The organism is Mucilaginibacter flavidus, from assembly GCF_024055575.1.
Taxonomy (GTDB): Bacteria; Bacteroidota; Bacteroidia; order Sphingobacteriales; family Sphingobacteriaceae; genus Mucilaginibacter; species Mucilaginibacter flavidus.
On the sequence record NZ_JAMXOE010000015.1, the window covers coordinates 101,890 to 126,655 of the forward strand.

At 44.0% G+C, this 24,766-nt stretch carries 30 protein-coding genes; 22 read left to right on the plus strand and 8 right to left on the minus strand.

Features of this window, described 5'->3' with window-relative positions; all coding sequences use genetic code 11:
* Nucleotides 1-34 precede the first annotated feature (34 nt).
* The 5 genes from NAF19_RS20185 (at nt 35) to NAF19_RS20205 (ending at nt 3,621) form a co-directional block, all read left to right on the plus strand.
* Entirely contained in the window at nt 35-991 is a 957-nt protein-coding gene (locus tag NAF19_RS20185) for a CPBP family intramembrane glutamic endopeptidase (protein ID WP_252792145.1), read from the plus strand.
* Nucleotides 972-1,184 carry a putative signal transducing protein gene (locus NAF19_RS20190; RefSeq protein ID WP_252792146.1) on the plus strand — a complete coding sequence of 71 codons (213 nt, stop codon included), beginning with the start codon at nt 972-974 and terminating at the stop codon, nt 1,182-1,184. The genes NAF19_RS20185 and NAF19_RS20190 overlap by 20 nt, the downstream gene beginning before the upstream one ends.
* Nucleotides 1,181-2,017: a phosphatidate cytidylyltransferase gene (locus NAF19_RS20195; protein ID WP_252792147.1), complete on the plus strand. Its 837-nt coding sequence runs from the start codon at nt 1,181-1,183 to the stop codon at nt 2,015-2,017. The genes NAF19_RS20190 and NAF19_RS20195 overlap by 4 nt, the downstream gene beginning before the upstream one ends.
* A gap of 53 nt (nt 2,018-2,070) precedes the next feature.
* A complete protein-coding gene (locus tag NAF19_RS20200; protein WP_252792205.1) occupies nt 2,071-2,826 on the plus strand; it encodes a phosphatidylserine decarboxylase family protein in 756 nt (251 codons plus the stop codon).
* A 297-nt stretch (nt 2,827-3,123) separates the two neighbouring features.
* Nucleotides 3,124-3,621, plus strand: a complete 498-nt coding sequence (locus tag NAF19_RS20205) for a hypothetical protein (RefSeq protein WP_252792148.1) — start codon at nt 3,124-3,126, stop codon at nt 3,619-3,621.
* A gap of 26 nt (nt 3,622-3,647) precedes the next feature.
* On the opposite strand, the gene NAF19_RS20210 is transcribed toward NAF19_RS20205, so the two are convergent.
* Genes NAF19_RS20210 through NAF19_RS20220 form a run of 3 tightly spaced genes read right to left on the minus strand, consistent with a single transcriptional unit; the run spans nt 3,648 to nt 7,259 of the window.
* Nucleotides 3,648-3,824, minus strand: a complete 177-nt coding sequence (locus tag NAF19_RS20210; protein WP_252792149.1) for a VOC family protein — start codon at nt 3,822-3,824, stop codon at nt 3,648-3,650.
* A complete protein-coding gene (locus tag NAF19_RS20215) occupies nt 3,821-5,641 on the minus strand; it encodes a serine hydrolase domain-containing protein (protein WP_252792150.1) in 1,821 nt (606 codons plus the stop codon). Before NAF19_RS20215 ends, NAF19_RS20210 begins: the two co-directional genes overlap by 4 nt.
* The gene (locus NAF19_RS20220; protein ID WP_252792151.1) at nt 5,628-7,259 is read right to left on the minus strand and encodes an amidohydrolase; all 1,632 of its coding nucleotides are present in this window, start codon (nt 7,257-7,259) and stop codon (nt 5,628-5,630) included. Before NAF19_RS20220 ends, NAF19_RS20215 begins: the two co-directional genes overlap by 14 nt.
* A gap of 502 nt (nt 7,260-7,761) precedes the next feature.
* Between NAF19_RS20220 and NAF19_RS20225 the strand changes: the two genes are divergently transcribed.
* The 11 genes from NAF19_RS20225 to NAF19_RS20275 all read left to right on the plus strand — a co-directional run bounded on the left by NAF19_RS20225 (nt 7,762) and on the right by NAF19_RS20275 (nt 16,151).
* Complete coding sequence (locus NAF19_RS20225) at nt 7,762-7,965, plus strand: YtxH domain-containing protein (RefSeq protein ID WP_252792152.1); 204 nt, start codon at nt 7,762-7,764, stop codon at nt 7,963-7,965.
* A gap of 282 nt (nt 7,966-8,247) precedes the next feature.
* Nucleotides 8,248-9,225: a 6-phosphofructokinase gene (pfkA, locus tag NAF19_RS20230; protein WP_252792153.1), complete on the plus strand. Its 978-nt coding sequence runs from the start codon at nt 8,248-8,250 to the stop codon at nt 9,223-9,225.
* Between the two features lie 114 nt (nt 9,226-9,339).
* Nucleotides 9,340-9,759, plus strand: a complete 420-nt coding sequence (locus NAF19_RS20235; protein WP_252792154.1) for a cobalamin B12-binding domain-containing protein — start codon at nt 9,340-9,342, stop codon at nt 9,757-9,759.
* A gap of 12 nt (nt 9,760-9,771) precedes the next feature.
* On the plus strand, nt 9,772-10,554 hold the full coding sequence (locus NAF19_RS20240; protein WP_252792155.1) for an enoyl-CoA hydratase/isomerase family protein: 783 nt from the start codon (nt 9,772-9,774) through the stop codon (nt 10,552-10,554).
* A gap of 334 nt (nt 10,555-10,888) precedes the next feature.
* Nucleotides 10,889-11,509, plus strand: a complete 621-nt coding sequence (locus NAF19_RS20245) for a hypothetical protein (RefSeq protein WP_252792156.1) — start codon at nt 10,889-10,891, stop codon at nt 11,507-11,509.
* Between the two features lie 268 nt (nt 11,510-11,777).
* Nucleotides 11,778-13,196, plus strand: a complete 1,419-nt coding sequence (locus NAF19_RS20250) for a sigma-54-dependent transcriptional regulator (RefSeq protein ID WP_252792157.1) — start codon at nt 11,778-11,780, stop codon at nt 13,194-13,196.
* 1 nt (nt 13,197) lies between these two features.
* A complete protein-coding gene (locus tag NAF19_RS20255) occupies nt 13,198-13,425 on the plus strand; it encodes a hypothetical protein (protein ID WP_252792158.1) in 228 nt (75 codons plus the stop codon).
* 298 nt (nt 13,426-13,723) lie between these two features.
* Entirely contained in the window at nt 13,724-14,767 is a 1,044-nt protein-coding gene (locus NAF19_RS20260; protein WP_252792159.1) for an AI-2E family transporter, read from the plus strand.
* Between the two features lie 234 nt (nt 14,768-15,001).
* Nucleotides 15,002-15,268, plus strand: a complete 267-nt coding sequence (locus NAF19_RS20265) for a YtxH domain-containing protein (protein WP_252792160.1) — start codon at nt 15,002-15,004, stop codon at nt 15,266-15,268.
* A 95-nt stretch (nt 15,269-15,363) separates the two neighbouring features.
* Nucleotides 15,364-15,711 (plus strand): phage holin family protein, encoded by a 348-nt coding sequence (locus NAF19_RS20270; RefSeq protein ID WP_252792161.1) that lies wholly within the window; start codon nt 15,364-15,366, stop codon nt 15,709-15,711.
* Between the two features lie 5 nt (nt 15,712-15,716).
* Nucleotides 15,717-16,151 (plus strand): hypothetical protein, encoded by a 435-nt coding sequence (locus NAF19_RS20275; RefSeq protein ID WP_252792162.1) that lies wholly within the window; start codon nt 15,717-15,719, stop codon nt 16,149-16,151.
* A 58-nt stretch (nt 16,152-16,209) separates the two neighbouring features.
* On the opposite strand, the gene NAF19_RS20280 is transcribed toward NAF19_RS20275, so the two are convergent.
* Nucleotides 16,210-16,383: a hypothetical protein gene (locus NAF19_RS20280; protein WP_252792163.1), complete on the minus strand. Its 174-nt coding sequence runs from the start codon at nt 16,381-16,383 to the stop codon at nt 16,210-16,212.
* A 334-nt stretch (nt 16,384-16,717) separates the two neighbouring features.
* Between NAF19_RS20280 and NAF19_RS20285 the strand changes: the two genes are divergently transcribed.
* From NAF19_RS20285 to trpC, 4 genes are all read left to right on the plus strand, one after another.
* Nucleotides 16,718-17,164 carry a cytochrome B gene (locus NAF19_RS20285; protein ID WP_252792164.1) on the plus strand — a complete coding sequence of 149 codons (447 nt, stop codon included), beginning with the start codon at nt 16,718-16,720 and terminating at the stop codon, nt 17,162-17,164.
* A gap of 351 nt (nt 17,165-17,515) precedes the next feature.
* Nucleotides 17,516-18,925, plus strand: a complete 1,410-nt coding sequence (locus tag NAF19_RS20290) for an anthranilate synthase component I family protein (RefSeq protein WP_252792165.1) — start codon at nt 17,516-17,518, stop codon at nt 18,923-18,925.
* Nucleotides 18,926-18,982: 57 nt separating this feature from the next.
* Nucleotides 18,983-19,606, plus strand: a complete 624-nt coding sequence (locus tag NAF19_RS20295; protein WP_252792166.1) for an anthranilate synthase component II — start codon at nt 18,983-18,985, stop codon at nt 19,604-19,606.
* A 172-nt stretch (nt 19,607-19,778) separates the two neighbouring features.
* Nucleotides 19,779-20,561, plus strand: a complete 783-nt coding sequence (trpC, locus tag NAF19_RS20300; RefSeq protein WP_252792167.1) for an indole-3-glycerol phosphate synthase TrpC — start codon at nt 19,779-19,781, stop codon at nt 20,559-20,561.
* 359 nt (nt 20,562-20,920) lie between these two features.
* Here trpC and NAF19_RS20305 read toward each other — a convergent pair whose 3' ends face one another.
* Both NAF19_RS20305 and greA read right to left on the minus strand, forming a co-directional pair.
* Nucleotides 20,921-21,319 carry an HIT family protein gene (locus tag NAF19_RS20305; protein WP_252792168.1) on the minus strand — a complete coding sequence of 133 codons (399 nt, stop codon included), beginning with the start codon at nt 21,317-21,319 and terminating at the stop codon, nt 20,921-20,923.
* A 103-nt stretch (nt 21,320-21,422) separates the two neighbouring features.
* Nucleotides 21,423-21,896: a transcription elongation factor GreA gene (gene greA, locus NAF19_RS20310; RefSeq protein WP_252792169.1), complete on the minus strand. Its 474-nt coding sequence runs from the start codon at nt 21,894-21,896 to the stop codon at nt 21,423-21,425.
* A gap of 394 nt (nt 21,897-22,290) precedes the next feature.
* On the opposite strand from greA, the gene panD reads away from it, so the two are divergent.
* Complete coding sequence (gene panD, locus NAF19_RS20315) at nt 22,291-22,641, plus strand: aspartate 1-decarboxylase (RefSeq protein ID WP_252792206.1); 351 nt, start codon at nt 22,291-22,293, stop codon at nt 22,639-22,641.
* 111 nt (nt 22,642-22,752) lie between these two features.
* On the opposite strand, the gene NAF19_RS20320 is transcribed toward panD, so the two are convergent.
* On the minus strand, nt 22,753-23,271 hold the full coding sequence (locus NAF19_RS20320) for a hypothetical protein (protein WP_252792170.1): 519 nt from the start codon (nt 23,269-23,271) through the stop codon (nt 22,753-22,755).
* 191 nt (nt 23,272-23,462) lie between these two features.
* On the opposite strand from NAF19_RS20320, the gene NAF19_RS20325 reads away from it, so the two are divergent.
* Nucleotides 23,463-23,936 (plus strand): GNAT family N-acetyltransferase, encoded by a 474-nt coding sequence (locus tag NAF19_RS20325; RefSeq protein ID WP_252792171.1) that lies wholly within the window; start codon nt 23,463-23,465, stop codon nt 23,934-23,936.
* 350 nt (nt 23,937-24,286) lie between these two features.
* On the opposite strand, the gene NAF19_RS20330 is transcribed toward NAF19_RS20325, so the two are convergent.
* A complete protein-coding gene (locus tag NAF19_RS20330; RefSeq protein WP_252792172.1) occupies nt 24,287-24,460 on the minus strand; it encodes a hypothetical protein in 174 nt (57 codons plus the stop codon).
* Nucleotides 24,461-24,766: the final 306 nt, after the last annotated feature.

Below are 24,766 nucleotides of genomic sequence, written 5' to 3' on the forward strand. Positions count from 1 at the left end.
TTATCTTCGTGCAAAAATACGTATTTTAACCCGGATGATAAATACTCCATATAAACAGTTAGAAAAGGGTGACAAACAGATGCACCCCGGACTGCAATTTTTAACGTTTATCGGCATTTTTCTATTTGTTTTTTTAGCTGGCAACCTGATAGGCAGCGGGATAGTAATTGGGTTATATGGTATGAAAACCCTTGCTTCCCTGGCCAGCCTTGACATGACGGTGCCGCATTTTATGACCTCGATATGGATAATACAAACCGCCGGAACAACGTTGCCAATTTTGCTATCTCCCCTGTTTTTTGCATGGGTGATCGTTCGCGATGTTCCGGATTATATTAAACCAACATTCCGTTTTCCGTGGACTTTGCTGCTGATTGTGTTGGCAGTTATGTTCCTGTCGATGCCACTAATCGAGTTTTTATCAAATCTTAACCAAAAAATGGTGCTGCCCCCCTGGTTAAAGTGGATGAAAGAAAGCGAGGAACAAACCGAAAAGCTAATGGAAGGCATGCTAAAGATGGGCAGCATTTGGGACGTAATATCAAACGTGTTGTTTATAGGATTGTTTACTGCCATTGCAGAGGAGTTTATGTTTCGCGGGGTATTGCAAACTATATTTTATAAGTGGACGAAGAATATACACGTGGCTATCTGGATAACCGCTGTACTTTTCAGCGCATTCCATATGGAGTTTTTTGGCTTTTTGCCAAGATTGCTGCTGGGGCTGTTCTTTGGTTATTTTGTGGCCTGGAGCGGCAGTATCTGGACGGGTGTCTGGGCACATTTTATTAATAACGCTACCATTGTGATTGTCACTTACCTGTTTCAGCAAAAAATTTTTACCGGCGATGTAAACAACCAGCATGTATTTAACAACATTGCCTACATGATAAGCCTGTTGGTTACGGCCGCGCTGCTTATCATTTACAAAAAAGTCACCGACTCACGAAAACAACAACCGCTTTTGAGTAATGGAGAAGAACTGGATTAAAATTTATGCTTCTTCAAACTTTTACCAGTCGGAAATGGTAAAGCAGGCCCTTGCAGGGCAAAATATAGAAACCGTATTATTAAACAAACAGGACTCGAGCCACCGCTCGTTTGGCGATATTGAAGTTTACGTGCACCAGGACGATTTTAGCAACGCCATTGAAGTGATCATCCTGAATCAAATTACCCAATGAGAACACGCGCAATTACCGGAGTTTTATTTGTTATAGTTATGCTGGCCTCAGTAATGCTGGGCCCTTTAGTTTTTGCGGGTTTTTACCTGCTGATAAGCTGCTTTTGCTTGTTTGAGTTTTACGGGCTGATAAAACAAAACACCGCCGGCCCAAATGCCATTGTTGGGATTGTAACCGGCGCACTGCTATTTGCTGCATTTGCCGTGATTTGCTATTCAGGTGTGTTTTCCATACCGGTTTTCGCGGGAATGAATATAGGGCACAAGCTGCTGTTTTTGCTGCCAATTGCCTCGGCTGCCATATTTGTGTCCGAGCTTTTTAAAAAGTCGGAAGCGCCGTTTACTAATATTGCCTATACTTATTTGGGGCTGATATTTACCATTGTACCGTTCACATTTTTTCATGGGCTGGCTTACGCGACCGGTGGTTTTAACCTGTACATGCCGCTGGGCTTTTTAATAATGCTTTGGAGTAACGATACCGGGGCTTACCTTGTTGGACGGGCCATTGGGCGGACCAAGCTTTTTGAACGCCATTCGCCTAAAAAAACATGGGAAGGCTTTATCGGGGGAGCTTTCATAAGCGTAGCAGCTGCGCGCATATTCGGCCACTACCATACCGGGCTTGCCATGCAGCACTGGATTATTATGGCATTGATTATATCCATTGTAGGTACTACGGGCGATTTGGTGGAATCAATGCTTAAACGGAGCATTAATGTCAAGGACTCCGGCGGTATTTTGCCCGGTCACGGCGGCTTGTTAGACAGGTTCGACGGGTTGCTTTTAGCAGCCCCTATTGTATATACTTACCTATACTTCATTTCAAATTAGTAGTTTTGCAAAATTATCAGCATACAATAGCACTATAACAAACAACCCCAATGATGACTTTTCATAAAGAAGGATACACTTCCTTAGCCATTTGCATACTGTTTATATTTATACTGAATGCGTTTATACAATTTTACTTCCCCGAAGCTCATGTTGTAAAATGGATAGTTTATATCCTGTCGTTTTTCCTTTTTGTAATCATCGTACAGTTTTTCCGCAGCCCTAAAATCACCATCGAAGCGCACAACAAACACGTGCTATGCCCCGCTGATGGCAAAGTAGTGGTGATTGAAGAAACCGAAGAAACTGAGTTTTTGAAAGATAGACGCATACAGCTATCAGTTTTTATGTCGCCTATTAACGTGCATATTAACCGCAACCCTATAGCCGGCGTTATAAAATATTTCAGGTACCACAAAGGCAAATATCTGGTGGCCTGGCACCCAAAATCGTCTACCGAAAACGAGCGTACCACCATTGCGATTGAAAACGAGGACGGTGTAGTTATATTATTCCGCCAGATTGCCGGTGCGCTTGCCCGCCGCATTGTGTGGTATGTAAAAGAAGGCGACGTGGTAAGTCAGGGCGAACAGTTTGGCTTTATCAAATTCGGCAGCCGGGTGGATGTGTTTTTACCTCTTGGTACCGAAATTAAAGTTGAGCTTGGCCAGGTAGTAAAAGGCGGCCGCACCATATTAGCCGAACTTGCCGACAAACCTGCCCCCGTAAAAACCAAAGCTCAGGCTGATGATGCTTTTGATATCGTAAAAGCAGCAAGGCCGGTGAAGAATACGATCAAGAAGAAGTAAAATAGTTGATAGTTCATGGTTGATAGTTCATGGCCGGAAGAGGGAAGTAGTGGCAGTGGGGAGTAGCAGTACGTAAAAACAGGCTGTCATGCTGAGGCACTCGAAACATGCGGGCAAAGGCCTTTACGGATGATTGGTGATTACCATTCAGTACACGCAGGCGGCTTCGAATGGGAGTTTATTTAAGCAACCTAATGTTCACCATCCCAATTCTTCTTTCCTCGCAGAGGGCCTTGCGTTCCGGAAATATCCCCTATTTAGCCTATAACATTTTCCCACTTGCCTTGTTCTTTAATTATGGCGAAATTTGCAGCGATGACGGATCTGAATGAATATGAGTGCGAAATGCTCGACGCGGTGCTGGAAGCCTTCGGCATTCCCGACAGCCTGACGCGCGGGCAACTGCTCGAGCTTTTCGACAACGACGAAGCCTCGGCCTTTGCCATGGTGCAGGCGCTGGCCCGCGAGGATCTTATAGCCGAATCAGGCAAACACGGTGACTATGAGCTTCCAGAGAGACTCATTCTGAAACCCAAAGGCGAAAAATTTTTAAAAGAGGGCGGCTTTTCCAGGCGCTACCAGTTGGAGCAGCAAAAACCAATGGAAGTGGGCGGCACGCTGGCTAAACTGCAGCAGCAAAACATGCGCCTCCAAAACGAAAAACTGGCCAACCAGGCGGAGATAAGCGAACTTAAAAAAACCGTAAACGCCCGCCAAACCCGGCAGTATATCCTTTGGGCGCTTATAGTTGTAGCACTAATTATAGGCTATTTTTGGGGACATGCGCATAAGTAGCAATAAAAAGCAAGTGGTATTACACGTTATGTCAATGCCGCTACACTTTTTATCCACCATGTATTGCCAAAAACATCCGTAACCCCGCCGTTACGGCCATAGCTTTGGTCGGCTGGAGGCATCAGGGTTGTGGCGCCATTATCAAGCGCTTTCTTAAAAACGGCATCGCAGTCATCAACATAAATAAATATGCCTACCCTCACATCCCCTTCTGTATCGCCTCATAAATTACATCCTGTATCCTGGGGCGAATATTCAGGCTTGATAACTTACTGCTAACATTAGGGTGTACCCTGTTTGATAAAAATATATAAACAAGATTATATTTCGGGTCGACCCAAACACAGGTCCCGGTAAAGCCGGTATGGCCGTAGGATTCTGTTGATGCAAGTTTTGAGGGGTAATGGTGATCGACCATTGGGTCCCAGCGGTCAAAACCTAATCCCCTGCGGCTTACATTTGACTGCTTTGCGGTAAACTTATCTACGGTGGCAGATTTGATGTATTCAACACCACCATAGGTGCCACGGTTAAGCATCATCTGGTATAATATGGCAAGGTCGTTAGCACTGGCAAATAAACCGGCGTGGCCCGCAACGCCGCCCATTAAGGCAGCGGTAGGGTCATGTACATAGCCGTCAAGCAGGGCATGCCTGTCTTTTTTGTCGTCTTCGGTAGGTATAATCTGGTCGACGGAAAAACGATAAAGCGGAAGAAAACCGGCGGTTTGCATCCCTAACGGATCATAAAATTGTTTTTGAACATACACATTAAGCGGAGTTGCGGTAACGGTTTCTTCAACCTGCTGCATAAAACACATACTTAAATCACTATATACATACTGTCCCCTGGTTTTTACGGGCGAGTTAAGCATCTCGGTCCACATTACGTCTTTAAAATAATCCTTCCGCAAAAAATAGTTTTCATTTACTTTGGTTGGATAAAACGCTGATGAATCGGAGGTGTGGTCTGTTGGTTTTACCTTATCAAAAGTTGGTATATCTGGTATCAGCCCGGCCTGGTGTTCCAGCACTTCGCGAACCGATAAATCATTTTTGTTGGTTTTGCGTGCCTGGGGCAGGTAATAACCAAGGGTGGAGTCAACGTTTAATTTGCCCTGATCAGTAAGCTGCATGGCCTCCATCGTCGTAGCCGATATTTTGGTCATGGATGCCACGTCAAAAATATCGGTTAGTTTATCGGGCATCGTTTTACTATAGGTGTGATAGCCATAAGCCTTATTGAATATCACTTTCCCATCGCGCGCTACCAGCACCACGCAGCCGGGCGTAGCCTGTTCCTGCATCGCCTCTATAGCTATGTTATCAATCCCTGTAAGGCTTGACGTGCTCATGCCTGCGTCTTCGGGTACGGTGTATTGCAGGCGTATTTTGTTAGTGACAAAACCCATGCCCGTATTATAAAGCGGCGACACATACCGGGTAAGTTTTTGGGTTACAGCTACACCGCCAAAAATGGCCTGGGCGCTGTAAAATGCAGATACAGGATTTACACGTTGGCTCCATATAACCGGCACTGCAGTGTTTGTCAGCTTAGCCAGCCCCACATTGGAGCCGAACAGGGCTACGATTACATTTTTTACTTTTTGATTAGTATTGATGAAATTAAGCAGCAGCGGATTATTTAAATCGGCATCATTTACCTGCACAACGAGTGTGTTGTAAAACTTAAGGTCGGATGATAAATCATCGAGGCTTTTCATGCCGGTATAATCACTTCCATTGTATGAGGTAACCTTGGTATACTTGTTTAGCAGACTATCGAAATTCCTTGCATACACATTAGAAAAATGGATGCTGGCAACTTTCAATTGCTCCAGGTTTTGCAGGGGGATTAAATACGATGCATTGTTTAACAGCACCGTTGATTTTTCAACCAGTTTTTCTTCGTTAACATATGCCTGGCCTGTAAATGGGGGATTTTGTGCACAAGCCGAATTGAATAATATGAATCCTGTTAAAACTATAATGGGGGATAAGCGCCACCTATTTCTTAGCATAAACCTGCTCTCCGTTTATAAATGTTTTTAATACTTTAATTTTTGGCAATGCTGAGCCGTTGGCTTTCATGATATCATCGTCGAGTATCACAAAATCGGCAAACTTGCCGGGTTCAATGCTTCCTTTTTCCTTTTCCTCAAAATTTGCTTTAGCTGCCCAAATGGTCATGCCCTGCAATGCTTCTTTACGGCTGATGGCATTTTCCATCTGGAACCCACCTTCGGGGAGTCCTTTTAAATCCTTACGCTCAACTGCTGCATAAAACGTATACATCGGGTTAATGTTTTCAACCGGAAAATCGGTACCAAGGGGCATCCAGCCATTTTGGTCGAGCAATTGCTTGTAAGCATAGCCGCTTTTTAGGCGCTGCTTGCCAAGCCGCGTGCCGGCCCAATTCATATCAGATGTTGCATGAGTTGGTTGAACTGACGGGATTACGCTGTATTCGCCAAAAAGCTTAACGTCTTCGGGCGCCACTATCTGCGAGTGTTCGATGCGCCAGCGCTTATCATTTTTACCTTTTAAAACACTTGCATATACTTTTAATATCACCCGGTTTGCCGAGTCGCCAATAGCGTGGGTACACATCTGGAAACCATGGGCTGCTATTTTTTGTGCTACTTCTTCATAATGCTTTTGCTGGCTCAATAAAAATCCGCTCCAGTTTTTTTGGTCGGCGTATGGCTTAAGCAGGCATGCACCGCGTGAGCCAAGCGCACCATCGGCATAAACTTTAAACGCACGCACATTAAGGGACGGGGTTTTGTAAGCGCCGCGTTTAAACAGGTAATCATAGTTGTCGGCATTATCACTCAGCATTACATACATGCGCATTTTTAAAGCGCCCTTGTGTTGTAACTGGGCAATTGTATTTACCATAGTATAAGGGAGCCCGCAATCGTCTACAGTTGTTAAACCAACCGCAAAGCAGTTTTGCTGTGCCTCTATAAAGGCTTTTTGGGTAACCGGTTCGGTTGGAGGTGGTATTTTACGGGTAATTATTCCTTCGGCATTATCAATCATCAGGCCCGTAAGTTTGCCGTTTATGGTTTCAATTTTACCGCCTATTATAGTTTGGCCAGGTTTAACGCCGGCTAAATTTAAAGCAGCCTGGTTAACCATAACAGCGTGGCCGTCTATCCGGCTCAATATTACCGGGCGGGCGGGAAACAACGAGTCGAGCTTAGCTTTATTGGGGAATTCTTTTACTTTCCATTTGTTTTGATCCCAGCCGCGGCCAACTATCCAACCTTCGGGGTTTTTAGCGGCGAATGACTGCACCGAGTCAACTACTTCCTGCCAGCTTTTTGTACCTTCAAGCGCAGCTTCCTGCAAACCGAGCCCATACTCGTAAAAGTGCGCATGTGCATCAATAAAACCGGGATAAACTGGCTTGCCGCCCGCATCAAGCACCTGCCGGGCATTATATTTTTCCTGCAAGCTATCAGCCCTGCCAACTGCCACTATTTTGCCTGCTGTTACAACAAAGGCGTCGGCAGTGCTAAATTTGTCGTCTACTGTGTACACAACCGCATTTTTAACAAGCAAATCGGCATTGTAGTCTTTTTGTTTACATGCAACCAACAGCAGTAACAAAACGGGCAAAAATCTCTTCATAGGAAGTGTCTACATTAAAAAAATCGTAATCTACAAAACTATATACAAAACTGAAGAGATAAAGTTAGGTGGATAAATAATTAATTTAACGTGAGTTCGACGTGAGAGCAGGTTTCAATGGACTGATAGCGACACTCAAATGATTGGTCTTCGCCTCACCCTGCCCTCTTCAAAGGGGAGGGTTTTGAAAGGAACGTTCGAAGACTGAAGTTCAAGACCTCTCCTTTTGAGAGGATTATTACATGAGGGCTTCCCCGTTTAGGTGAGGCGAAATGCAAGCCATCGATACACAATGTAGATTTTTCCGGAACAATCCTTATATCGAACTCACGTTAATTTAATACCGGATTTCACCTCGACGACATTTTAGCTCTATGTATTAGCGCAGTTCTGCGATCTACCCAAGTGGATTTTGCCTTTCTGAAGTTATAGTTTAATTGTTAAATATCCGGCTTCAAAAAACATTATCAACTAAACACCGTTTTAATAAAAACATAAAATTATGAGCATATTTAAATTTATTATAGTTGGCGCTGCCGTAGGATACGGTATTAACTACATCACCAAAAAAAATGCGGATGGCCGCTCGATTATAGAAGACCTCGCAGATAATGCGCCTGATTGGTTTGAAAAAGCGAAACATTTGGCACAGGACGCACTTGGCAAAGTTAGCCAGACAGCCGAAGAGGTTAGGGCTAACTTTTAAGGTTATCTAAACGTTATTAAAAACTGGTCGGCCAAAATGCCGGCCAGTTTTTTTGTTTACATTGACGTGCGGACTTATTGTATTTGGTCCATGCCGACTGAGAGGTTCATCACGGTTGTATAATTACAATTCTTCTCCCTTCATTTTACAAAAACCCTCCCCTTACCCAAAAAAATAGTGTAAATTCGCGGCGACTTTAAAAATGTACCGGTTAAAGCCGTTTTTACGTTATTAAAGCATTGTTTCAGGTACTTTTACGGAGCGGACAGCGCCCCTCACACAATGACGCAAATTAAAAATATAGGGCTTTTTACTTCCGGCGGCGATTCGCCGGGCATGAACGCTGCCATAAGGGCGGTTGTTCGTTCATCTATTTATTATGGTTTGGCGGTAACGGGCATTCGCCGGGGTTATGACGGCATGATAAAGGGTGATTTGTTCCCGATGGACCGTAAATCGGTTTCGAATATTATACAGCGTGGTGGCACTATATTAAAAACCGCCCGCAGCGATCAGTTCCGCACCCCGGAAGGCCGCAAAACCGCTTACGAAAATTTAAAAAAGCATAACGTTGACGCCCTTGTTGCTATTGGCGGCGATGGTACCTTCCGTGGTGCTCGCGTTTTTGGTGAAGAGTATGACATCCCGGTTGTAGGATTACCCGGCACAATTGATAACGACCTTTGCGGCACCGATTTTACCATTGGCTATGATACTGCTATTAATACAGTAATTGATGCAGTAGATAAGATTCGTGACACAGCAGAATCGCACGACAGGCTGTTTATTGTAGAGGTAATGGGCCGCGACTCGGGCCTGATAGCGCTGCGCACCGGTATAGCTGCAGGCGCCGAAACAATTTTGATACCCGAAACTAAAACCGATATACAGGCTGTTTTCGACAAGCTTGAGAGCGGCCGTAAAGACAAATCATCAAAAATAATTATGCTTGCCGAAAATGGCGAAGCAGGCGATGCTTTTGAAGTAGGCCGCCAGATAAAAGAAAAATTCCCTAACTACGATACCCGCGTATCGGTACTGGGCCACATACAGCGCGGCGGAAGGCCCTCGTGTATGGATCGTGTACTTGCAAGTCGTGTAGGTGTTGCCGCTGTTGAGGCGCTGATGGCTGGCCATCGCAACGAAATGGTTGGTTTAATACACAATGATATTGTTTACACGCCGTTTGAACATGCCACCAAACACATTGGCGAAATTAATCCCGACTTTTTAAAGATTGTGGAGATATTGGCTATTTAAGGCAGGGTAACGTTTTTGCTCAATAGCTTTTTCATTGCGTTATTTCCTCAAAGTACCACAAGGCATTTCCTTACCCTTGCGAAACGAAATTAGTTTTTTAGCTTTGACTAATTTATGAGCAAAACCTTTAATCGTCCTATTCGTGTGCTGGTTGCCAAAGTCGGGCTCGACGGGCACGACCGTGGTGCACGCATTATTGCTACTTCACTTCGCGATGCAGGTATGGAGGTAATTTATACCGGTCTGCGCCAAACACCCGAAATGGTAGTAAACACTGCGCTGCAGGAAGACGTTGACGCTATCGGTATTTCCATACTATCCGGCGCACACATGACGGTTTTCCCGAAGATTATCAACCTCATCAAACAAAAAAATATGGATGATGTGCTGGTTACCGGCGGCGGCATTATACCGCAAGAGGATATGGACGAGCTGAAAAAAATTGGCGTTGGCGAGCTTTTCCCGCCCGGAACCACTACCCAGGAAATTGTAAAATATATAACCGAATGGGTGCACCAGCACCGTAATTTTTAATAACCCCGCACTATGGCATTCGAAAATCTGCTGATCGAAAATAAGGGCCGCATTCAATACATTATTATCAACCGTGAAAGTAAGCTGAATGCGCTTAATAAGGCTACAATTGCCGAATTGCATACCGCCTTCGCGGATGCTTTTAAAAACCCGGAGGTTGGCGGCGTAATAATAACCGGCGCAGGCCAAAAGGCGTTTGTTGCCGGCGCTGATATTGCCGAATTTGCCAGCCTGGACATTAAAGGCGGCACCGAGTTGGCGCTGCTTGGCCATACCACGGTGTTTGATTTTATTGAAAATGGTAAAAAGCCAGTTATAGCGGCAATAAATGGCTTTGCATTGGGTGGCGGCCTTGAACTTGCCATGGCCTGCCACATCCGTATAGCTTCCGACAATGCAAAAATGGGTCTCCCCGAAGTTTCATTAGGACTGATACCGGGCTATGGAGGCACGCAACGTTTAACCCGATTAGTTGGCAAAGGCAAGGCCCTGGAAATGATAATGACGGCCGACATGATAACCGCCCCGGAGGCACTGAACCTCGGTTTGGTTAATCACGTAGTTAGCCCGGAAGAGTTATTGCCAAAGGCGGAAGACTTACTAAATAAAATCCTGACACGCGCCCCACTTGCTATTGCAGCAGCTATAAAATCGGTTAACGACGGCACCCGCGATGGCGTTAATGGATTTGGGACCGAAGTAAAGGAATTTGGTAAATGCTTCGGGACCGAAGATTTTAAAGAAGGTGTAGCCGCGTTTTTAGGAAAACGGAAGGCAGAGTTTAAGGGAAAGTAAAAAGCCATCTCCTACAAGCCTGGTCTCTTTAATCGTAATTGTCAATTGCGCGATCAATAAACAGCTATATTCACTTTTTCCCCTTTTTTCGCGCATAAATCGTATCCCAAGGCTTCAAATATTACCGTGCATAGCGTGCTAAATCTGACATCAACAGGGCAATTTAACCGCTATTTTACTTTCCCCTGACTATTATACCAATGCGGTCAAAAATTAATTTACTGTTAATCAAACGATTGAATAATCGTGACAATTGGATGAAAAATGGTGTTAAATTGTGCTGTTACTTTGCTCCGTGTTAATTAAAACACAACAATAAATAATACATATAGTCATGAAAAGTACATTAAAAATTTCAGCCTTAGTTTTAGCTTTTGCCGGTTTAGCATTAGGCGCAAAAGCACAAACAGCAACTACCACAACTTCTACCACAAAAACTACAACCGCATCAAATGGGGTAATTTTAAGTATAGGTGTTGACGCGGGTATCCCGACAGGTAAATTATCTGATTCATACAACTGGAACATTGGCGGTTCTGTACAAGCCGATATTCCTGTTGCTCAAAACCTGTTTGTAACTGTTAATGCAGGCTACAACAGTATCCAGGGGAAAAAAGACCTGCGCTTTGTTACTCCTGGTGGCGTTATAACAAGCGATGCTACAAGCATCCAATTGCTGCCTGTTAAAGCCGGTTTAAAATACTTTTTAGTACCTAACTTTTACGTACAGGGCGAAGCCGGCGCTGCGTTTGCTTTAAACAAAAGTGATGTTGGTTTCGATAAATCGGCCGCATTTATTTATGCGCCGCAAATTGGTTACCAGTTTCAGTTGGGTGGTAAAAACGTTATCGATGCAGGTGTAAGGTACGAAGGTTCAACCAAATTTGTAAGCAGTGTTAGCGATAGCAAAGTAAACTTTGTTGGCTTGCGCGTCGCTTACGGCTTCGGCTTATAAGCCAGATGCAAGAATCAAGATTTCAAGAATCAAGACAAACAGGAGCTTATTTTTCTTTTCTTGGTTCCTGGCTCTTGACTCTTGATTCTCAACTATTTCCCCCACTCATCTACCTATAAAATTAAAAGAGGCCCCGGCCTCTTTTTTTAGTTTATATAACTTTTTAGTGCTGATAAACGTATGATGGAATTAAATTTATAAATTAGCGAACCAGCGTGTTTAATCAACGCTTAAAAAAGCCGCTTTTATAGTAAACTGTTATTGCATTATGAAGAAAATTCTCATCATTGATGATGAAGTAAACGTTGCGTTATTACTATCTAAATTTTTAGCGCGCAATGGCTTTGATGTTACTACGGCCTCAACCGGTACAATTGGTATGGAGTACCTTAAAAACGGGAACTTTAACCTGGTACTTTGTGACTTCAGACTGGAGGACACCGATGGCCGGGAGATGCTTAAAAACATTAAAACGCAATACCCTAAAACCGGTGTTATTATTATTACAGGCTATTCGGACATCAAGATGGCCGTGGAGCTGATAAAAATGGGGGCTTACGATTACATCACAAAGCCGCTATATCCGGATGAAATTTTAAATACCATAACCAAAGCTATCGACACACATCATGCTTTGGTTGAAGATAAAGAATCAGAAACCGCAGGTTACGATAAGCCAAGCACCTCAAGCCGCGAAAATAAAAAGCAGGCATTTAATAACGAATTTGTAACAGGCACCAGCAAAGTATCAAAAGAACTGGCCCGCCAGATAGAACTTGTGGCCCCGACCAATTACAGTGTTATTATTTTGGGCGAAAGTGGTACGGGCAAAGAATCGGTTGCCAAAAGCATCCACCTGAGCAGCCCGCGCTATAATCAACCCTTTATAGCAATGGATTGCGGTTCGCTTACCAAAGAGCTTGCCGCAAGCGAATTTTTTGGCCACGAAAAAGGCTCGTTTACCGGCGCTTTGTATACCAAAATTGGCCACTTTGAAATGGCAAACGGCGGCACGCTGTTTTTAGACGAAGTCGGTAACCTCAGTTACGAAATACAGGCCGCCTTGTTGCGTACTGTGCAGGAACGTAAAGTAAAACGCATAGGCAGCACCAAAGAAATTAATTTAGACGTCCGTATTATAATAGCAACCAACGAGAATTTGCAGGATGGTATACAAAAAGGCAAGTTCCGCGAGGATTTGTACCATAGGTTTAATGAATTCAGCATTTTTATACCACCCCTGCGCGAGCGCGGCGGCGATATTATGCTGCTGGCCGATCATTTCTTAAGGATGGCCAACCAGGAGCTTAGCCGCAATGTTACTACATTTTCGCCCGAGGTTATCGAATGTTTTATGAACTACCGCTGGCAGGGTAACATCCGCGAGATGAAAAATGTTGTACGCCGCGCCACCCTGTTAACAGAGGGTAACGAAATAACCATGAAAACCCTGCCACTGGAGATATCAAACTTTAAGGCGCCCATTTATGATTATTCGCCTGTCGCAGAGATGCACGAGATAAAGGAGAACAGGCACGATTTAAAAAATGCTGCCCTCGAGGCCGAGTACGAAACGATATTGAAAGTGTTAAGGGAAGTTAATTTTAATAAAACCAGGGCCGCCGAGATATTAAACATCGACCGCAAAACTTTGTATAATAAAATGAAGGCCATTAATATTAAGTGACATGAAAGCAGCTGCCAAAGTTCAAAACAAACAATCCGCAGTATCAGCAAATAACGAACCACTGCGGGCGCTTAAGCATGATGTAAAAAATCAGCTTTCGAATATTTTACTGGCCATTGAGCAGCTGCGCTACGAAATCCCCGACCTTACCCCTGATTGTGTTTTTTACCTTGATTCGATATCATTAAGCTCGGCTAAGATTGATACGTTGTTAAGAGAGGCGGAGTAGTCAGGAAGTCGGAAAAGTCCGAAAGACGCTGCATTGATTTTACACCCCCCGGCTGCGCCGACGTTACTCAAACATGATTTTGAAGATTTTTACAGAGCCATCGGCTCGGCCCATATTGTAGCGCCGGGTTTCAACACGGTTGCGTAGAAAACACGCTACCAGTATTTTGTTCATTTAATCTTTCGATCTTCGCCAACTTTTCGGATTTTTCCGACTTTCGAACTCCTATCCAATTAAATTCTTCCTTCCCCAAAACATTTTGCAGCCATTGCGTTATATAGGTGTAATTTAGGCCTTAATGTCAGTTTTTAACTATAAACAGCGCAATAATATCATACTTACAGCCATCATTATATTGGGCTGCTTTTTATTATATGCGCTAACCAGTCTTTTTAGCTCGGTATTAGGTGCAATCGTATTTTTCACCATATTCAGGCCTGTATACCTCCACCTTGTTGAAGTAAAAGGCTGGAACAAATCGCTGGTAGCTCTACTCATAATTTTCACTTCGCTGATTGTTATCATCATCCCGATGATGAGCCTGAGCATTATGGTAGTAGGCAAAATCGGCAGCATAAATAAAGAATCATTCAACCTGCAGGAATGGGTCGATAAAATTGACGATTATGCCGGTTACAACTTTAACCAGCCGCACATTGCCGAAAATACATTGCAAAAAATAGGTGCTTATGCTACGGAGTTATTCCCATCTATAGTAGGCAGTGCCGCAAATATTTTGTTGGTATTGCTGGTGATGTATTTCCTGATGTATTTTATGTTTACCCAGATACATGAGTTTGAAGCAGCCTTATTAAAATATGCCCCTTTCCGCGAGCAGCATGCCATAAAATTTGCCACTGCTTTACGCAATGCAACCTACTCAAATGTGTTAGGGCAGGGTTTAATAGCGTTAGTGCAGGGCTCTCTATTAAGCATGGGCTTTTATGCCTTCGGCTTGCCCGACGCTATTTTTTGGGGTGTTATTGGCGTGTTTATATCTTTTTTGCCAGTGGTGGGCGCACCGACTTTAACTATCCCTTTTGGTATAATTTTGATAGCCGGTGGCCACACGTTAAAAGGTGTGTCGTTAATGGCATTTGGGTTGCTATTTATCGGCAACGTCGACAATGTTTTAAGGGTAATTATAAACCGCCGGGTGGGCAACACGCATCCCATAATATCAATTATAGGTGTTTTTATAGGTATACCATTGTTTGGAATTCTTGGGTTGGTATTCGGACCGCTGTTATTGTCGTATTTTTTATTATTATTGGAAATATACGAAACCAACCGCCTTGCCGCCGACAGGCTGGAGCGGATAAGGACCGGACCGGATGGATGAGAAAGTTGAGGAGTTCATGGTTGATGGTTCATAGTTCATGGCCGGAAATGTTCATGGATGATAGTTCAAGGGCCAAAAAAATAGCTTAAATTTGCTTTAGCTACCGCTGAAATAACATACGCAACAAGCAAACTGCTACGAACTATGAACCATCAACCATGAACTAAGCAGTAACAAAAAGGAATATATTTAATCAAAATCAAAACAATTAGTCAACTTAAAAATTAATAGTATATGAACGATAACACAAAAGTAGTAGTCGCTTTGCTGGTAGGGCTGGCGGCTGGGGCAGCTTTAGGTGTATTATTTGCTCCGGATAAAGGGACTGAAACACGTGATAAGCTTGCCGATTCATTAAAAAACCTTGGCGATTCGATAAAAGAAACAGCCTCGGCCGAAATTGAAAACCTGATGAGTTTAAAAGATAAAGTTGTTGGCAACATCAAATCAAAAATAAGCAGCGCCGAAGAAGAGTACCAGGACGATTTGGAACACGCATAAATAAGTCATTAGTCGTAAGTTTAAAGTCTAAAGTCTTAATTTTTTTTGACCTAAGACTTTAGACTTGGGACTTAGGACTAAAGACTATAATGCCTATGGAACCCGAAAAAGAGACCCCTCCACAACCAATTATCGAACAGCTTTTAGATTACGCCGAAACACGTATTAAGCTGGCAAAATACCAGGCCATTGAAGGCGGAACTTCAATTGCAGCCAGCCTTATTGCCGATGTGGTAGTTGTAATGGCTATGGTACTGGCGTTTGTTTTTGCCAGTTTTACCCTTGCTTTTTATTTAGCGTACCTGTTTGGCGCCGACTGGATCGGGTTTGGGTGCGTGGCCATTATATACTTAATTATAGCTCTGGCTATTAAGTATAATAAACGCGCTATCGAAAAGCCGATTGTAAATGCATTTATCCAAAAGATATTTAAAAACCAATAAGCCAAATGGATTCACCTATCAGAAACATTAGCGATTTAAGGGGCGAAATTTATCGGCTTAAAGAAGTACAGCAGCAACAAAGCGTGGCTATTGGTCAGCGGTTTAGAAACTTTTCGGCTACCATATCTACATTGGGCACGCTATTCCCCCGTTCTATTACCCCCGAAGGCAAAAGCACCAGCTTTTTCGACCAGGATCTGGTTGGGCTGATCTCGCGGTTCGTATTGCCCTTTGCACTTAACAAAACCATTTTCCGCAATTCGGGCTTCCTGGTAAAAACACTCGTTGGCCTGGTTTCTCAAAAAGCATCTCATTTTATATCTGAAGATACTGTATTAGGCCTTTGGGATAAGGTGAAAACACTTTTTGAAAAAAAACAAAAAAAAAGCACCGACATATCTGACGAGAAGGGCATACCGCCGATGAGTGAGAGTTATTAGATTTTAGTTTGCGAACAGCCTGTACATTAGAGCCTTCCGACACGATTCGATAGTACTATTAATCTTCAAGGCTTTGATAATATAAAGCACTCACTGTTAGCAAAATCGCAAGCACATCACGAAAGAGCCACCAATATTTGGGGGGTGCCGCCGCCAAAAAATTAAAATAAATTATACCTATCAAGATAACTCCGCTCAGGCTCACAAAGGTTAATCTAAAATATCTCTTCATTTTGTTCGATGTCCCAGTCATATCAAAACTACCTATTTTACGATTGCCTTACAAGTTTGATTTTTAACTTACATACGATAAGCTCTCAGTTTCGCTAATTTTCCTGGCGCGCGCGATATTATCGCCGGTACTGCTATTAAATTTATCATTTATGAGTGCCTTAAATACATCTGTTTATAATAGATCCAGATGAGTAACTCCCACCCATTTATAGCGCTGGATTTTAATCCGGCGAAATAGAAAAGCGTTGCCCCACATACGATTTTAAACCATTTCACCATTCACTGCTCACCATTCACTACTAATCCCTATATTCGAATAAATTTTTATTCCCATGGATACTTACGTTATTATTAAACAGTTGCACTCCGGTTTTAGGTACATTGTGTTTTTACTGGTGCTGGTCGCTATCATTCAATCGCTGTTGGGCTGGCTCAGTCAAAAGCCATATACCGAAACAAACCGTAAAATCAATTTATTCGCGCTGATATCGGCCCACACCCAATTGCTTATCGGTATTGTGCTACTTTATTTTAGCCCTTTGGTGCATTTTGATAGTACCACGATGAAGGATAACGTAACCCGTTATTTTTCGGTTGAACACTGGGTGGGGATGGTAATAGCCATTGTTTTAATCACTATAGGGCACAGCAAATCAAAAAAGATTATCCTGCCCGAGAGCAAGCACCGTACTATTGCAATATTCTATATCATAGCGTTTTTAGTAATTGTGGGCACCATCATGGCCGGGCATTTGCCGGTTTTAGGTTCACAATCATAAAAAAATGCAGAAAAAATTTGTCAATTCAATTTTCTTTATAAATTTGTGACCGTAATGTTCAAAATCAATCATATAAATAGCTGGTGGCACCAATTAAATTTGGCAGCCGGTAAAGTTTTTGATCTGAACGATTAATCAATTGTAAACCTAATAGGAAACCCGGCGAACCTCATTCGCTGGGTTTTTTTATTTTAAGGGCATTTGAAAAAAGGCTTGCGGTTCGCCTCACCTAAATCCTCTCCAAAGGAGAGGACTTGAACGCCGTTAGTTTTAGAACCCTCTCCTTTGGAGAGGGCAGGGTGAGGCGAATAACGCACTTTTTGACAAGACCTTAAAGGCATTTTAAATAATATGAAGAAATATAAAATAATAACAACGCATAAAAAGCTACTGGCCGATACCACTACCCCGGTAAGCATTTACCTGCGCCTGCGCGATGTGTTCCCCAACTCGTTGCTGTTGGAAAGCTCGGACTACCACAGCCGCGAAAACAGCGTGAGCTATGTTTGCTGCGAACCGATAAGCGGCTTTGTTTTAAACGAAGGGGCGCTTAAAGTAAGTTACCCTGATAAAAGCGAGGACAATTACGCGCCCGGCGATTTCGACCTGATCAGTAAAATCAACGATTTTATTGGCAGCTTTGATACCGTTCCCTATCCGGGCAAAATTATTTCGAACGGAATATTTGGGTATTTTACGCATGAAGCGGTTGAGCATTTTGAAACCATTAAATTGAAGGAAAGCGACGACACCAGCCGTAAGATCCCGGTTATGCAATATCATATTTACCGGTATATTATTGCTATCGATCACTTTAAAAACGAATTGTACATTTTCCATAACCAGCCCGAAGGCGAAGCTGATAACAATGGCCTCGAAAAACTGGCCGACCTTATCCGTAATAAAAACTTCCCCGAGTACCGTTTTGAAAGCAAGGATGCCGAGCAATCAAACCTGACCGGAGAAGAATTTATGGCCGTGGTGGAGAAAATGAAACAGCATATTTACCGCGGCGATGTTTTCCAGATTGTGCCGTCTCGCGGTTTCTCTAAGAAGTTTTTGGGCGATGAATTTAATGTGTACCGGGCACTGCGCTCCATTAACCCCTCGCCGTATTTATTTTATTTTGACTACGGTGACTTCAGGATATTCGGTTCATCGCCCGAGGCGCAGATAACTGTAAAAAATGAGGTGGCCAGCATATTCCCGATTGCCGGTACCTTCAAACGCAGCGGCGATGACGAAAAAGATGCCGAAATTGCCCGCCAGCTGGAGAACGACCCCAAAGAATCGGCCGAGCATGTGATGCTGGTTGATTTGGCCCGCAACGATTTGAGCCGCCATTGCGGCGATGTTACGGTGAAGGCGTTTAAGGAAGTACAATATTATTCACACCTGATACATTTGGTATCGCACGTAAGCGGCAAACTGCTCCCCGGGGTATCGTCGTTCAAAGTGGTGGCAGATACTTACCCGGCCGGCACCCTGAGCGGGGCGCCAAAATACCGCGCTATGGAAATCATCGATGAAAACGAAAAAACAAAACGCAGCTTTTACAGCGGCGCCATCGGTTTCCTTGGCTTTAACGGCGACTTTAACCATGCGATTATGATACGCTCGTTTTTAAGCAAAAATAGCACCCTACATTACCAGGCTGGTGCCGGTATTGTGGCCGGTTCCATTGCCGAAAGTGAGTTAAAGGAGGTTGATAACAAGATAGCTGCATTAAGGAAAGCGATTGAATTGGCTGAAAGCCTATAAAAAGCCCAGCCCCCTAACCCCCTGAAGGGGGAATAAAAAATTGATAGAGAAATAAAAATGGACAACGAAAACATAAAGACATCCGCTTCTTCCTCCCCCTTTAGGGGGGCGGGGGGCCGAATTTTAATAATCGACAATTACGATTCATTCACCTACAACCTGGTGCATTTGGTTAACGAGATTGGCCTGCAATGCGAGGTATGGCGCAATGATAAATTCAATATCGGCGACGTGGATGCGTACGAACGTATTATCCTTTCGCCGGGACCGGGCATACCCAGTGAGGCTGGTTTATTGTTAGAGGTGATTGAAAAATATGCCGCAACAAAAAGTATTTTCGGCGTATGCCTTGGGCAGCAGGCAATTGCCGAAGTGTTTGGTGGCAAGCTGTATAACCTGCCCCAGCCGATGCATGGCATAGCAACGCCGATAAAGGTAACCGACAAGCAGGAGCGCTTATTTATAGGTCTGCCCGAAACGTTTAAGGTTGGCAGATATCACTCCTGGGTGGTAGACGGCAAGACGCTGCCTGATTGCTTAACTGTAACTGCGATTGATGAGGCGGATAACTCGTTAATGGCATTAACCCATAAAGAATATGATGTACGCGGTGTTCAATTTCACCCGGAATCGATATTGACGGAGTTCGGGAAAGAAATGATGCAGAACTGGTTGAGCTAGCCCAAGCCCCCCAGCCCCCTAAAGGGGGAGAATCATCCGGCCGGAATTTTATGCCGGACAAATTTTAGGGGCGTATGGCATACGCCCCGGCCCGGAAAGGTAGCCAGCCGTTTTTATTAGAATAATTAACAAATTTGCAAATCAAAAAAGCCCCTTTAGGGGTTTGGGGCCTATGAACATTTTAGATAAAATAGTACTAAACAAAAAGAAAGAAGTTGCGCGGGCTAAAGCCCGAACTTCGTATATCCAGCTGGAAGAATCGGACCTTTTCCACCGGGAATGCTATTCATTTAAAGATTTCCTGCTTGATCCTGCGCGCACCGGCATCATCGCCGAGTTTAAGCGCCGGTCTCCGTCGAAGGGAATAATTAACGATAAGGTATCGGTTAAAAATGTAACCAACGGCTATGCCGCCGCAGGTGCCTCTGCGTTGTCGGTTTTAACCGACCGCAATTTCTTTATGGGCAAAAAGGCCGATTTGGTTGCTGCCCGCGCGGCCAATACTATCCCGATTTTGCGGAAAGATTTTATGATAGATGAATACCAGATCATTGAAGCAAAATCATTAGGTGCCGATATAATTTTGCTGATTGCGGCGATACTTACCCCCGCCGAAATTGAAACCTTTGCGTCGCTGGCAAAAAGCCTTGGTTTGAATGTATTACTAGAGGTGCACAATTTGGGAGAGCTCGAAAGAAGCATTAACCCTAACCTAGATGCAATCGGCGTAAACAACCGGAACCTTGCCGATTTTACAGTATCGGTACAAACCTCGTACGACTTAGCGCCACATATTCCTGCGGATTTTTTGAAAATATCTGAAAGCGCTATCAGCAACCCGCAAACCATTAAGGAGCTGAAACTGGCAGGCTTTAACGGGTTTTTGATCGGCGAGAACTTTATGAAACAGGAAGATCCGGGTGCGGCGATGGCCGCGTTCGTGAAAGAGTTATAGCTGATGTGGGGCTTGAAAATGCGATGGTTCGGCGTTTAAGTGCCATTGGCGCGCGACAATAGGATAAAATTGTTTTATTCATCTTTTAACGATAGCCTGTGGGGACACAGCCTCGGGAGATTTTTAGGAATATTTTTGCATTAGCGATAGTTGTGGATACCGGCCTGAAGCCTAAGGCCCGTGCAGTATGAACGGATAGCGCGGGCCGCAGGCAATGCCATTAATCTGAACCTGGATTAAGCAGATTTTGGGATTAGAGGATGCCGCCTGCAAATTATCATGAGCCTCCTTTAATCACGTAAATCAAGGTTCAGAAAATTCCATACATCTTCAAATCAACACCTCATCAAATTTTCAAATCATTCCCCTTTCAGCGCTTCCCGTATTTTATGCGAAGTAGCTTCCAGTTGCTCGGGAGTGAAGGTTAACTTTGGTCGTGAGAAGTTCATATCGTCGACCCGGTTCATGGGGATGAGGTGGATGTGGGCGTGCGGCACTTCGAGGCCGATAACAGCTACGCCAACTTTTTTACAGGGGATAGCCTTTTTTAGACCAGTGGCAACTATTTTGGCAAATATCTGCAGTTCGGTATACACGGCGTCATCCATATCGAACAGGTAATCAACCTCTTCTTTGGGTATCACCAGCACATGCCCTTCGGCCAGCGGGTTAATATCCAGGAATGCCAAAAAATCAATGGTCTCGGCTACTTTATACGCCGGTATTTCGCCTGATACTATTTTTGAGAAGATGGTCATGGGGTGAGTGTTTTGTTGTAAAGTTGAAATGTTGTAAGGTTGAAAAGTTGGGGAAGTCCTAACAATGCAACTGCAGCGTCTTCCGGACTTTCCCGACTAAACCTTATCGGCTTATTTCCATTATTTCAAATTCCATTTTACCGGCCGGAACGGTAATTTCGGTGGTTTCGCCAACTTTTTTGCCTAACAGGCCTTTGGCTATTGGTGATGCTACCGATATTTTGCCCGATTTAAGGTCGGCTTCGTTTTCTGATACCAGCTGGTAGCTCATTACGGCGCCGTTTTTAACGTTTTTAATTTTAACTATCGATAATGCCAGCACCTTCGATGTATCAATTTTCGACTCGTCCAGCAGGCGGGCATTGGCCAGCATTTCGCCCATCTTCGATATCTTAGCCTCGTGCAGGCCCTGTGCTTCTTTCGCGGCATCATATTCCGCGTTTTCCGATAAGTCGCCTTTATCACGCGCCTCAGCAATGGCTTTGCTGATGTTGGTACGCCCCGAGGTTTTAAGCTCGTGTAACTCTTTCTTTAAATTTTCTAAACCTTCTTTGGTATAATATGCTACCTCTGCCATAACGCACAAATTAATTTTTAATAATTTTTGTTTAACCGGTCGCCAAAAAAAACCGCCCTCCCTTGTTTTAAGAAGGACGCGATGGCTTTCTTTTAAAATACAAACAAGACTATACGGGCCCATAGCCTACATAGTCTTGCTTTGTGTTGAAACGAAGATAAGTGATTTAAGTTTTAATATCCAAATTTTTTTGCGGGCGAACCCCGGTTCATAGTTCATGGTTCATAGATCATGGTAAAACAAGAGCTAAAAGCCATGAATCAAGAGCCAAGAGTCAAGAAAAACCCCACTACTACTAATTCCCCTCCGGCTATGAACTATCCCGCACGTGCGGGATCAACTATGAACTTTTTCACTATTAACCATGAACCAAAAATTATCTACCTTTGCACCCATGATAATTGAAGTATTAAAATCCAAGCTTCACCGGGTAAGGGTAACGCAGGCCGAACTTAATTATGTTGGCAGCATTACCATTGATGAGGATTTGTTGGATGCGGCTAATATTATACCCAATGAGAAGGTGCAGATTGTAAATAATAACAACGGCGCCCGCTTTGAAACTTACACCATCCGCGGCGAACGCGGCACTGGCACCATTTGCCTTAACGGCGCAACCGCCCGACTTGCACAGGTTGGCGATATTGTGATTATTATGAGCTACGCTTATATGGAAGTTGACGAGGCTCGCAAATATGAGCCGATTTTGGTATTCCCTGATAATGATAATAAGCTGTTGAAATAAGTCCGAAGTCTTGAGTCTTAAGTCCTAAGTCGGATTTGGTTTTTTGACTTAAGACTCAAGACTATCGACTTAAGACTCAAGACTATCGACTTAAGACTAATAAGACTCCCCCTACCTATTAGGATATGCGCTCAACCCCAGTATAATATGCAAACTGGGGCTAACCTGGATGGCATTGCGCAGTTTGTAAACCATCCTGATTTTCACCTGTGTCTGCCGCACATGCTGATCTAAAAACGAAGAATTATCGATATCGAGCACCATGGTGTTGCCCACACCGGCGGTAATATCTGTACGCGATGCTACCAAAACCTCGTCTGTGCCATCGGCTTTAGCCATATAGACCTTTACCATGGTGAGATTGCCGATGTTGAAATCCGAAGGATCCCTTGATTCGAGCTTGGCCGATACCATACGCACCTCGCTTACTTTGGCCCCATTGTTACCGTCTTTACGAAAATCCTGGTCGAAACTGGTTGCCATGGCCGTTGCCGAGTGTTCTTCACCGGGCTTATCCGTTTGCGGGATGGTAACCGTAGTGGTATAGGGGAAGGTTGATTTAACAATAGACTGCATCATGGCACAACTGGCGAAAACCAATATAAAGGCAACTAAAAATAACGGCTTCATAATTTTAGGGATTACCACAACAAGGTAGCTGATGGCGGCCACAAAAACAACATAAAATAAATTTAAAGTTAACTGTATGTTGGGGGCTTGTAATACCCTGCCCGCAACAAAGGCGAACAAGTTGAAACAATTGCCAAACCATTTTGCCCCCGGCGGCTATACCCTTAAATTTGCATTGCTAACCATAAACAATGGAAAAACAAATAACTTACCGAATAGCAACTACCGCCGAAGAGTTTGAAAATGGCAAAAAACTGTTCCACGAATATGTGATCTCGTTAAATGTCGACCTGTCGTTTCAGAATTTCGAGACCGAACTGGAGACTATCGACACCCAATATAACAAGCCTGCCGGGGCCTTGCTGCTGGCCATGGATGGCGATGCCTTTGTTGGCTGCAGCGGAATCCGCAAGCTGGACGACGAAACGGCCGAACTTAAACGCATGTATGTTAAAAACCAGTACCGGGGCTACCAGGTTGGCGTAGCACTGCTGCAGCGCTCGTGCGAAATTGCCAAACAGCTGGGTTATAAAAAACTGCGGCTCGACACCCTGGCCAGCATGACCAAAGCCCAGCAGCTTTACGCCGCATCCGGGTTCTACGAAATTGAACCATACCGCTTTAACCCCCTGCCCGGGACGATGTATATGGAGAAGGAGTTGTAAGGGGGCGTAAAATATTTTTGTCGCCCGAAGCTTATTTGCTGACAGGCACCCCATAAAAGTATCCGTAAAATGATAAAATTCTCATTGATAATCAGCGACTTAAAAATGCGTAATTGCGAGTATCCATCAGGGTAAATCTTGAAAAAGATATGTGATGACGTGCGGGAAGCTTCGAAGTTTTATTCCTTTTTAGAACTTAAACTTACCCCGCTCAATTGCCGCGGAGGCTGTTACTTTTGTCTTGATACAAAAGTAACCAAAAAATCAAGTCACCAGAAATGCTTCCTTGCCGCACTGGGCCTTTCACGCACAAAGCCGAAAAAACTGCGGGCTGGAATCTTTTTGCCGGACTACCCCATCCCGCGCAGACCCTGCATGCAAAAATTTCCTATGCCCTGCCCGACGCACAGGCCGGCAGTTTTTTCGGCTTTTGCCCGAAGCTTATCTGCTGACGGGAAACCCACAAAAGCATGTGTAAACTGGTGAGATTTGCCATTGGTAATGAGCAATTTACGATTACGCATTATAAGGAACAAAGCAACCTCTACATAGGACATTCATGAACCAAGATTTTGTGGAGACTTAAATGCGGCTGACAGGTCACCACAGAGTTTTTGCTTCATTGATTTGCATGCGTAGAGGTTGCTTCGTTCCTCGCAATGACCACGAGGGAATATTTTTTGTGTCTCGTGAGCAGATAAGCTTCGAAACAACTCCCGGCCTTTGCTAAACATAAGAGGGAAACGATAACAATGTGCTAAAAGGCGGGTAAAGGCACGACAGAAAAGCGGGCCAGGGTGTCTGGCCTGCAGCGGGGAAGCTTTTTTCTG

Coding starts and splice junctions, on each gene's coding strand:
- NAF19_RS20190 (WP_252792146.1), top strand. CDS start 972: ATGGAGAAGAACTGGATTAAAATTTATGCTTCTTCAAACTTTTACCAG.
- NAF19_RS20255 (WP_252792158.1), top strand. CDS start 13,198: ATGAAAGCAGCTGCCAAAGTTCAAAACAAACAATCCGCAGTATCAGCA.
- NAF19_RS20275 (WP_252792162.1), top strand. CDS start 15,717: ATGGATTCACCTATCAGAAACATTAGCGATTTAAGGGGCGAAATTTAT.
- NAF19_RS20200 (WP_252792205.1), top strand. CDS start 2,071: ATGACTTTTCATAAAGAAGGATACACTTCCTTAGCCATTTGCATACTG.
- greA (WP_252792169.1), bottom strand. CDS start 21,896: ATGGCAGAGGTAGCATATTATACCAAAGAAGGTTTAGAAAATTTAAAG.
- NAF19_RS20280 (WP_252792163.1), bottom strand. CDS start 16,383: ATGAAGAGATATTTTAGATTAACCTTTGTGAGCCTGAGCGGAGTTATC.
- NAF19_RS20215 (WP_252792150.1), bottom strand. CDS start 5,641: ATGCTAAGAAATAGGTGGCGCTTATCCCCCATTATAGTTTTAACAGGA.
- pfkA (WP_252792153.1), top strand. CDS start 8,248: ATGACGCAAATTAAAAATATAGGGCTTTTTACTTCCGGCGGCGATTCG.
- NAF19_RS20265 (WP_252792160.1), top strand. CDS start 15,002: ATGAACGATAACACAAAAGTAGTAGTCGCTTTGCTGGTAGGGCTGGCG.
- NAF19_RS20330 (WP_252792172.1), bottom strand. CDS start 24,460: ATGCGTAATCGTAAATTGCTCATTACCAATGGCAAATCTCACCAGTTT.
- NAF19_RS20235 (WP_252792154.1), top strand. CDS start 9,340: ATGAGCAAAACCTTTAATCGTCCTATTCGTGTGCTGGTTGCCAAAGTC.
- NAF19_RS20290 (WP_252792165.1), top strand. CDS start 17,516: ATGAAGAAATATAAAATAATAACAACGCATAAAAAGCTACTGGCCGAT.
- NAF19_RS20225 (WP_252792152.1), top strand. CDS start 7,762: ATGAGCATATTTAAATTTATTATAGTTGGCGCTGCCGTAGGATACGGT.
- NAF19_RS20270 (WP_252792161.1), top strand. CDS start 15,364: ATGGAACCCGAAAAAGAGACCCCTCCACAACCAATTATCGAACAGCTT.
- NAF19_RS20295 (WP_252792166.1), top strand. CDS start 18,983: ATGGACAACGAAAACATAAAGACATCCGCTTCTTCCTCCCCCTTTAGG.
- NAF19_RS20185 (WP_252792145.1), top strand. CDS start 35: ATGATAAATACTCCATATAAACAGTTAGAAAAGGGTGACAAACAGATG.
- NAF19_RS20245 (WP_252792156.1), top strand. CDS start 10,889: ATGAAAAGTACATTAAAAATTTCAGCCTTAGTTTTAGCTTTTGCCGGT.
- NAF19_RS20320 (WP_252792170.1), bottom strand. CDS start 23,271: ATGAAGCCGTTATTTTTAGTTGCCTTTATATTGGTTTTCGCCAGTTGT.
- NAF19_RS20195 (WP_252792147.1), top strand. CDS start 1,181: ATGAGAACACGCGCAATTACCGGAGTTTTATTTGTTATAGTTATGCTG.
- panD (WP_252792206.1), top strand. CDS start 22,291: ATGATAATTGAAGTATTAAAATCCAAGCTTCACCGGGTAAGGGTAACG.
- NAF19_RS20205 (WP_252792148.1), top strand. CDS start 3,124: ATGGCGAAATTTGCAGCGATGACGGATCTGAATGAATATGAGTGCGAA.
- NAF19_RS20240 (WP_252792155.1), top strand. CDS start 9,772: ATGGCATTCGAAAATCTGCTGATCGAAAATAAGGGCCGCATTCAATAC.
- NAF19_RS20285 (WP_252792164.1), top strand. CDS start 16,718: ATGGATACTTACGTTATTATTAAACAGTTGCACTCCGGTTTTAGGTAC.
- NAF19_RS20325 (WP_252792171.1), top strand. CDS start 23,463: ATGGAAAAACAAATAACTTACCGAATAGCAACTACCGCCGAAGAGTTT.
- NAF19_RS20260 (WP_252792159.1), top strand. CDS start 13,724: ATGTCAGTTTTTAACTATAAACAGCGCAATAATATCATACTTACAGCC.
- NAF19_RS20305 (WP_252792168.1), bottom strand. CDS start 21,319: ATGACCATCTTCTCAAAAATAGTATCAGGCGAAATACCGGCGTATAAA.
- NAF19_RS20220 (WP_252792151.1), bottom strand. CDS start 7,259: ATGAAGAGATTTTTGCCCGTTTTGTTACTGCTGTTGGTTGCATGTAAA.
- trpC (WP_252792167.1), top strand. CDS start 19,779: ATGAACATTTTAGATAAAATAGTACTAAACAAAAAGAAAGAAGTTGCG.
- NAF19_RS20250 (WP_252792157.1), top strand. CDS start 11,778: ATGAAGAAAATTCTCATCATTGATGATGAAGTAAACGTTGCGTTATTA.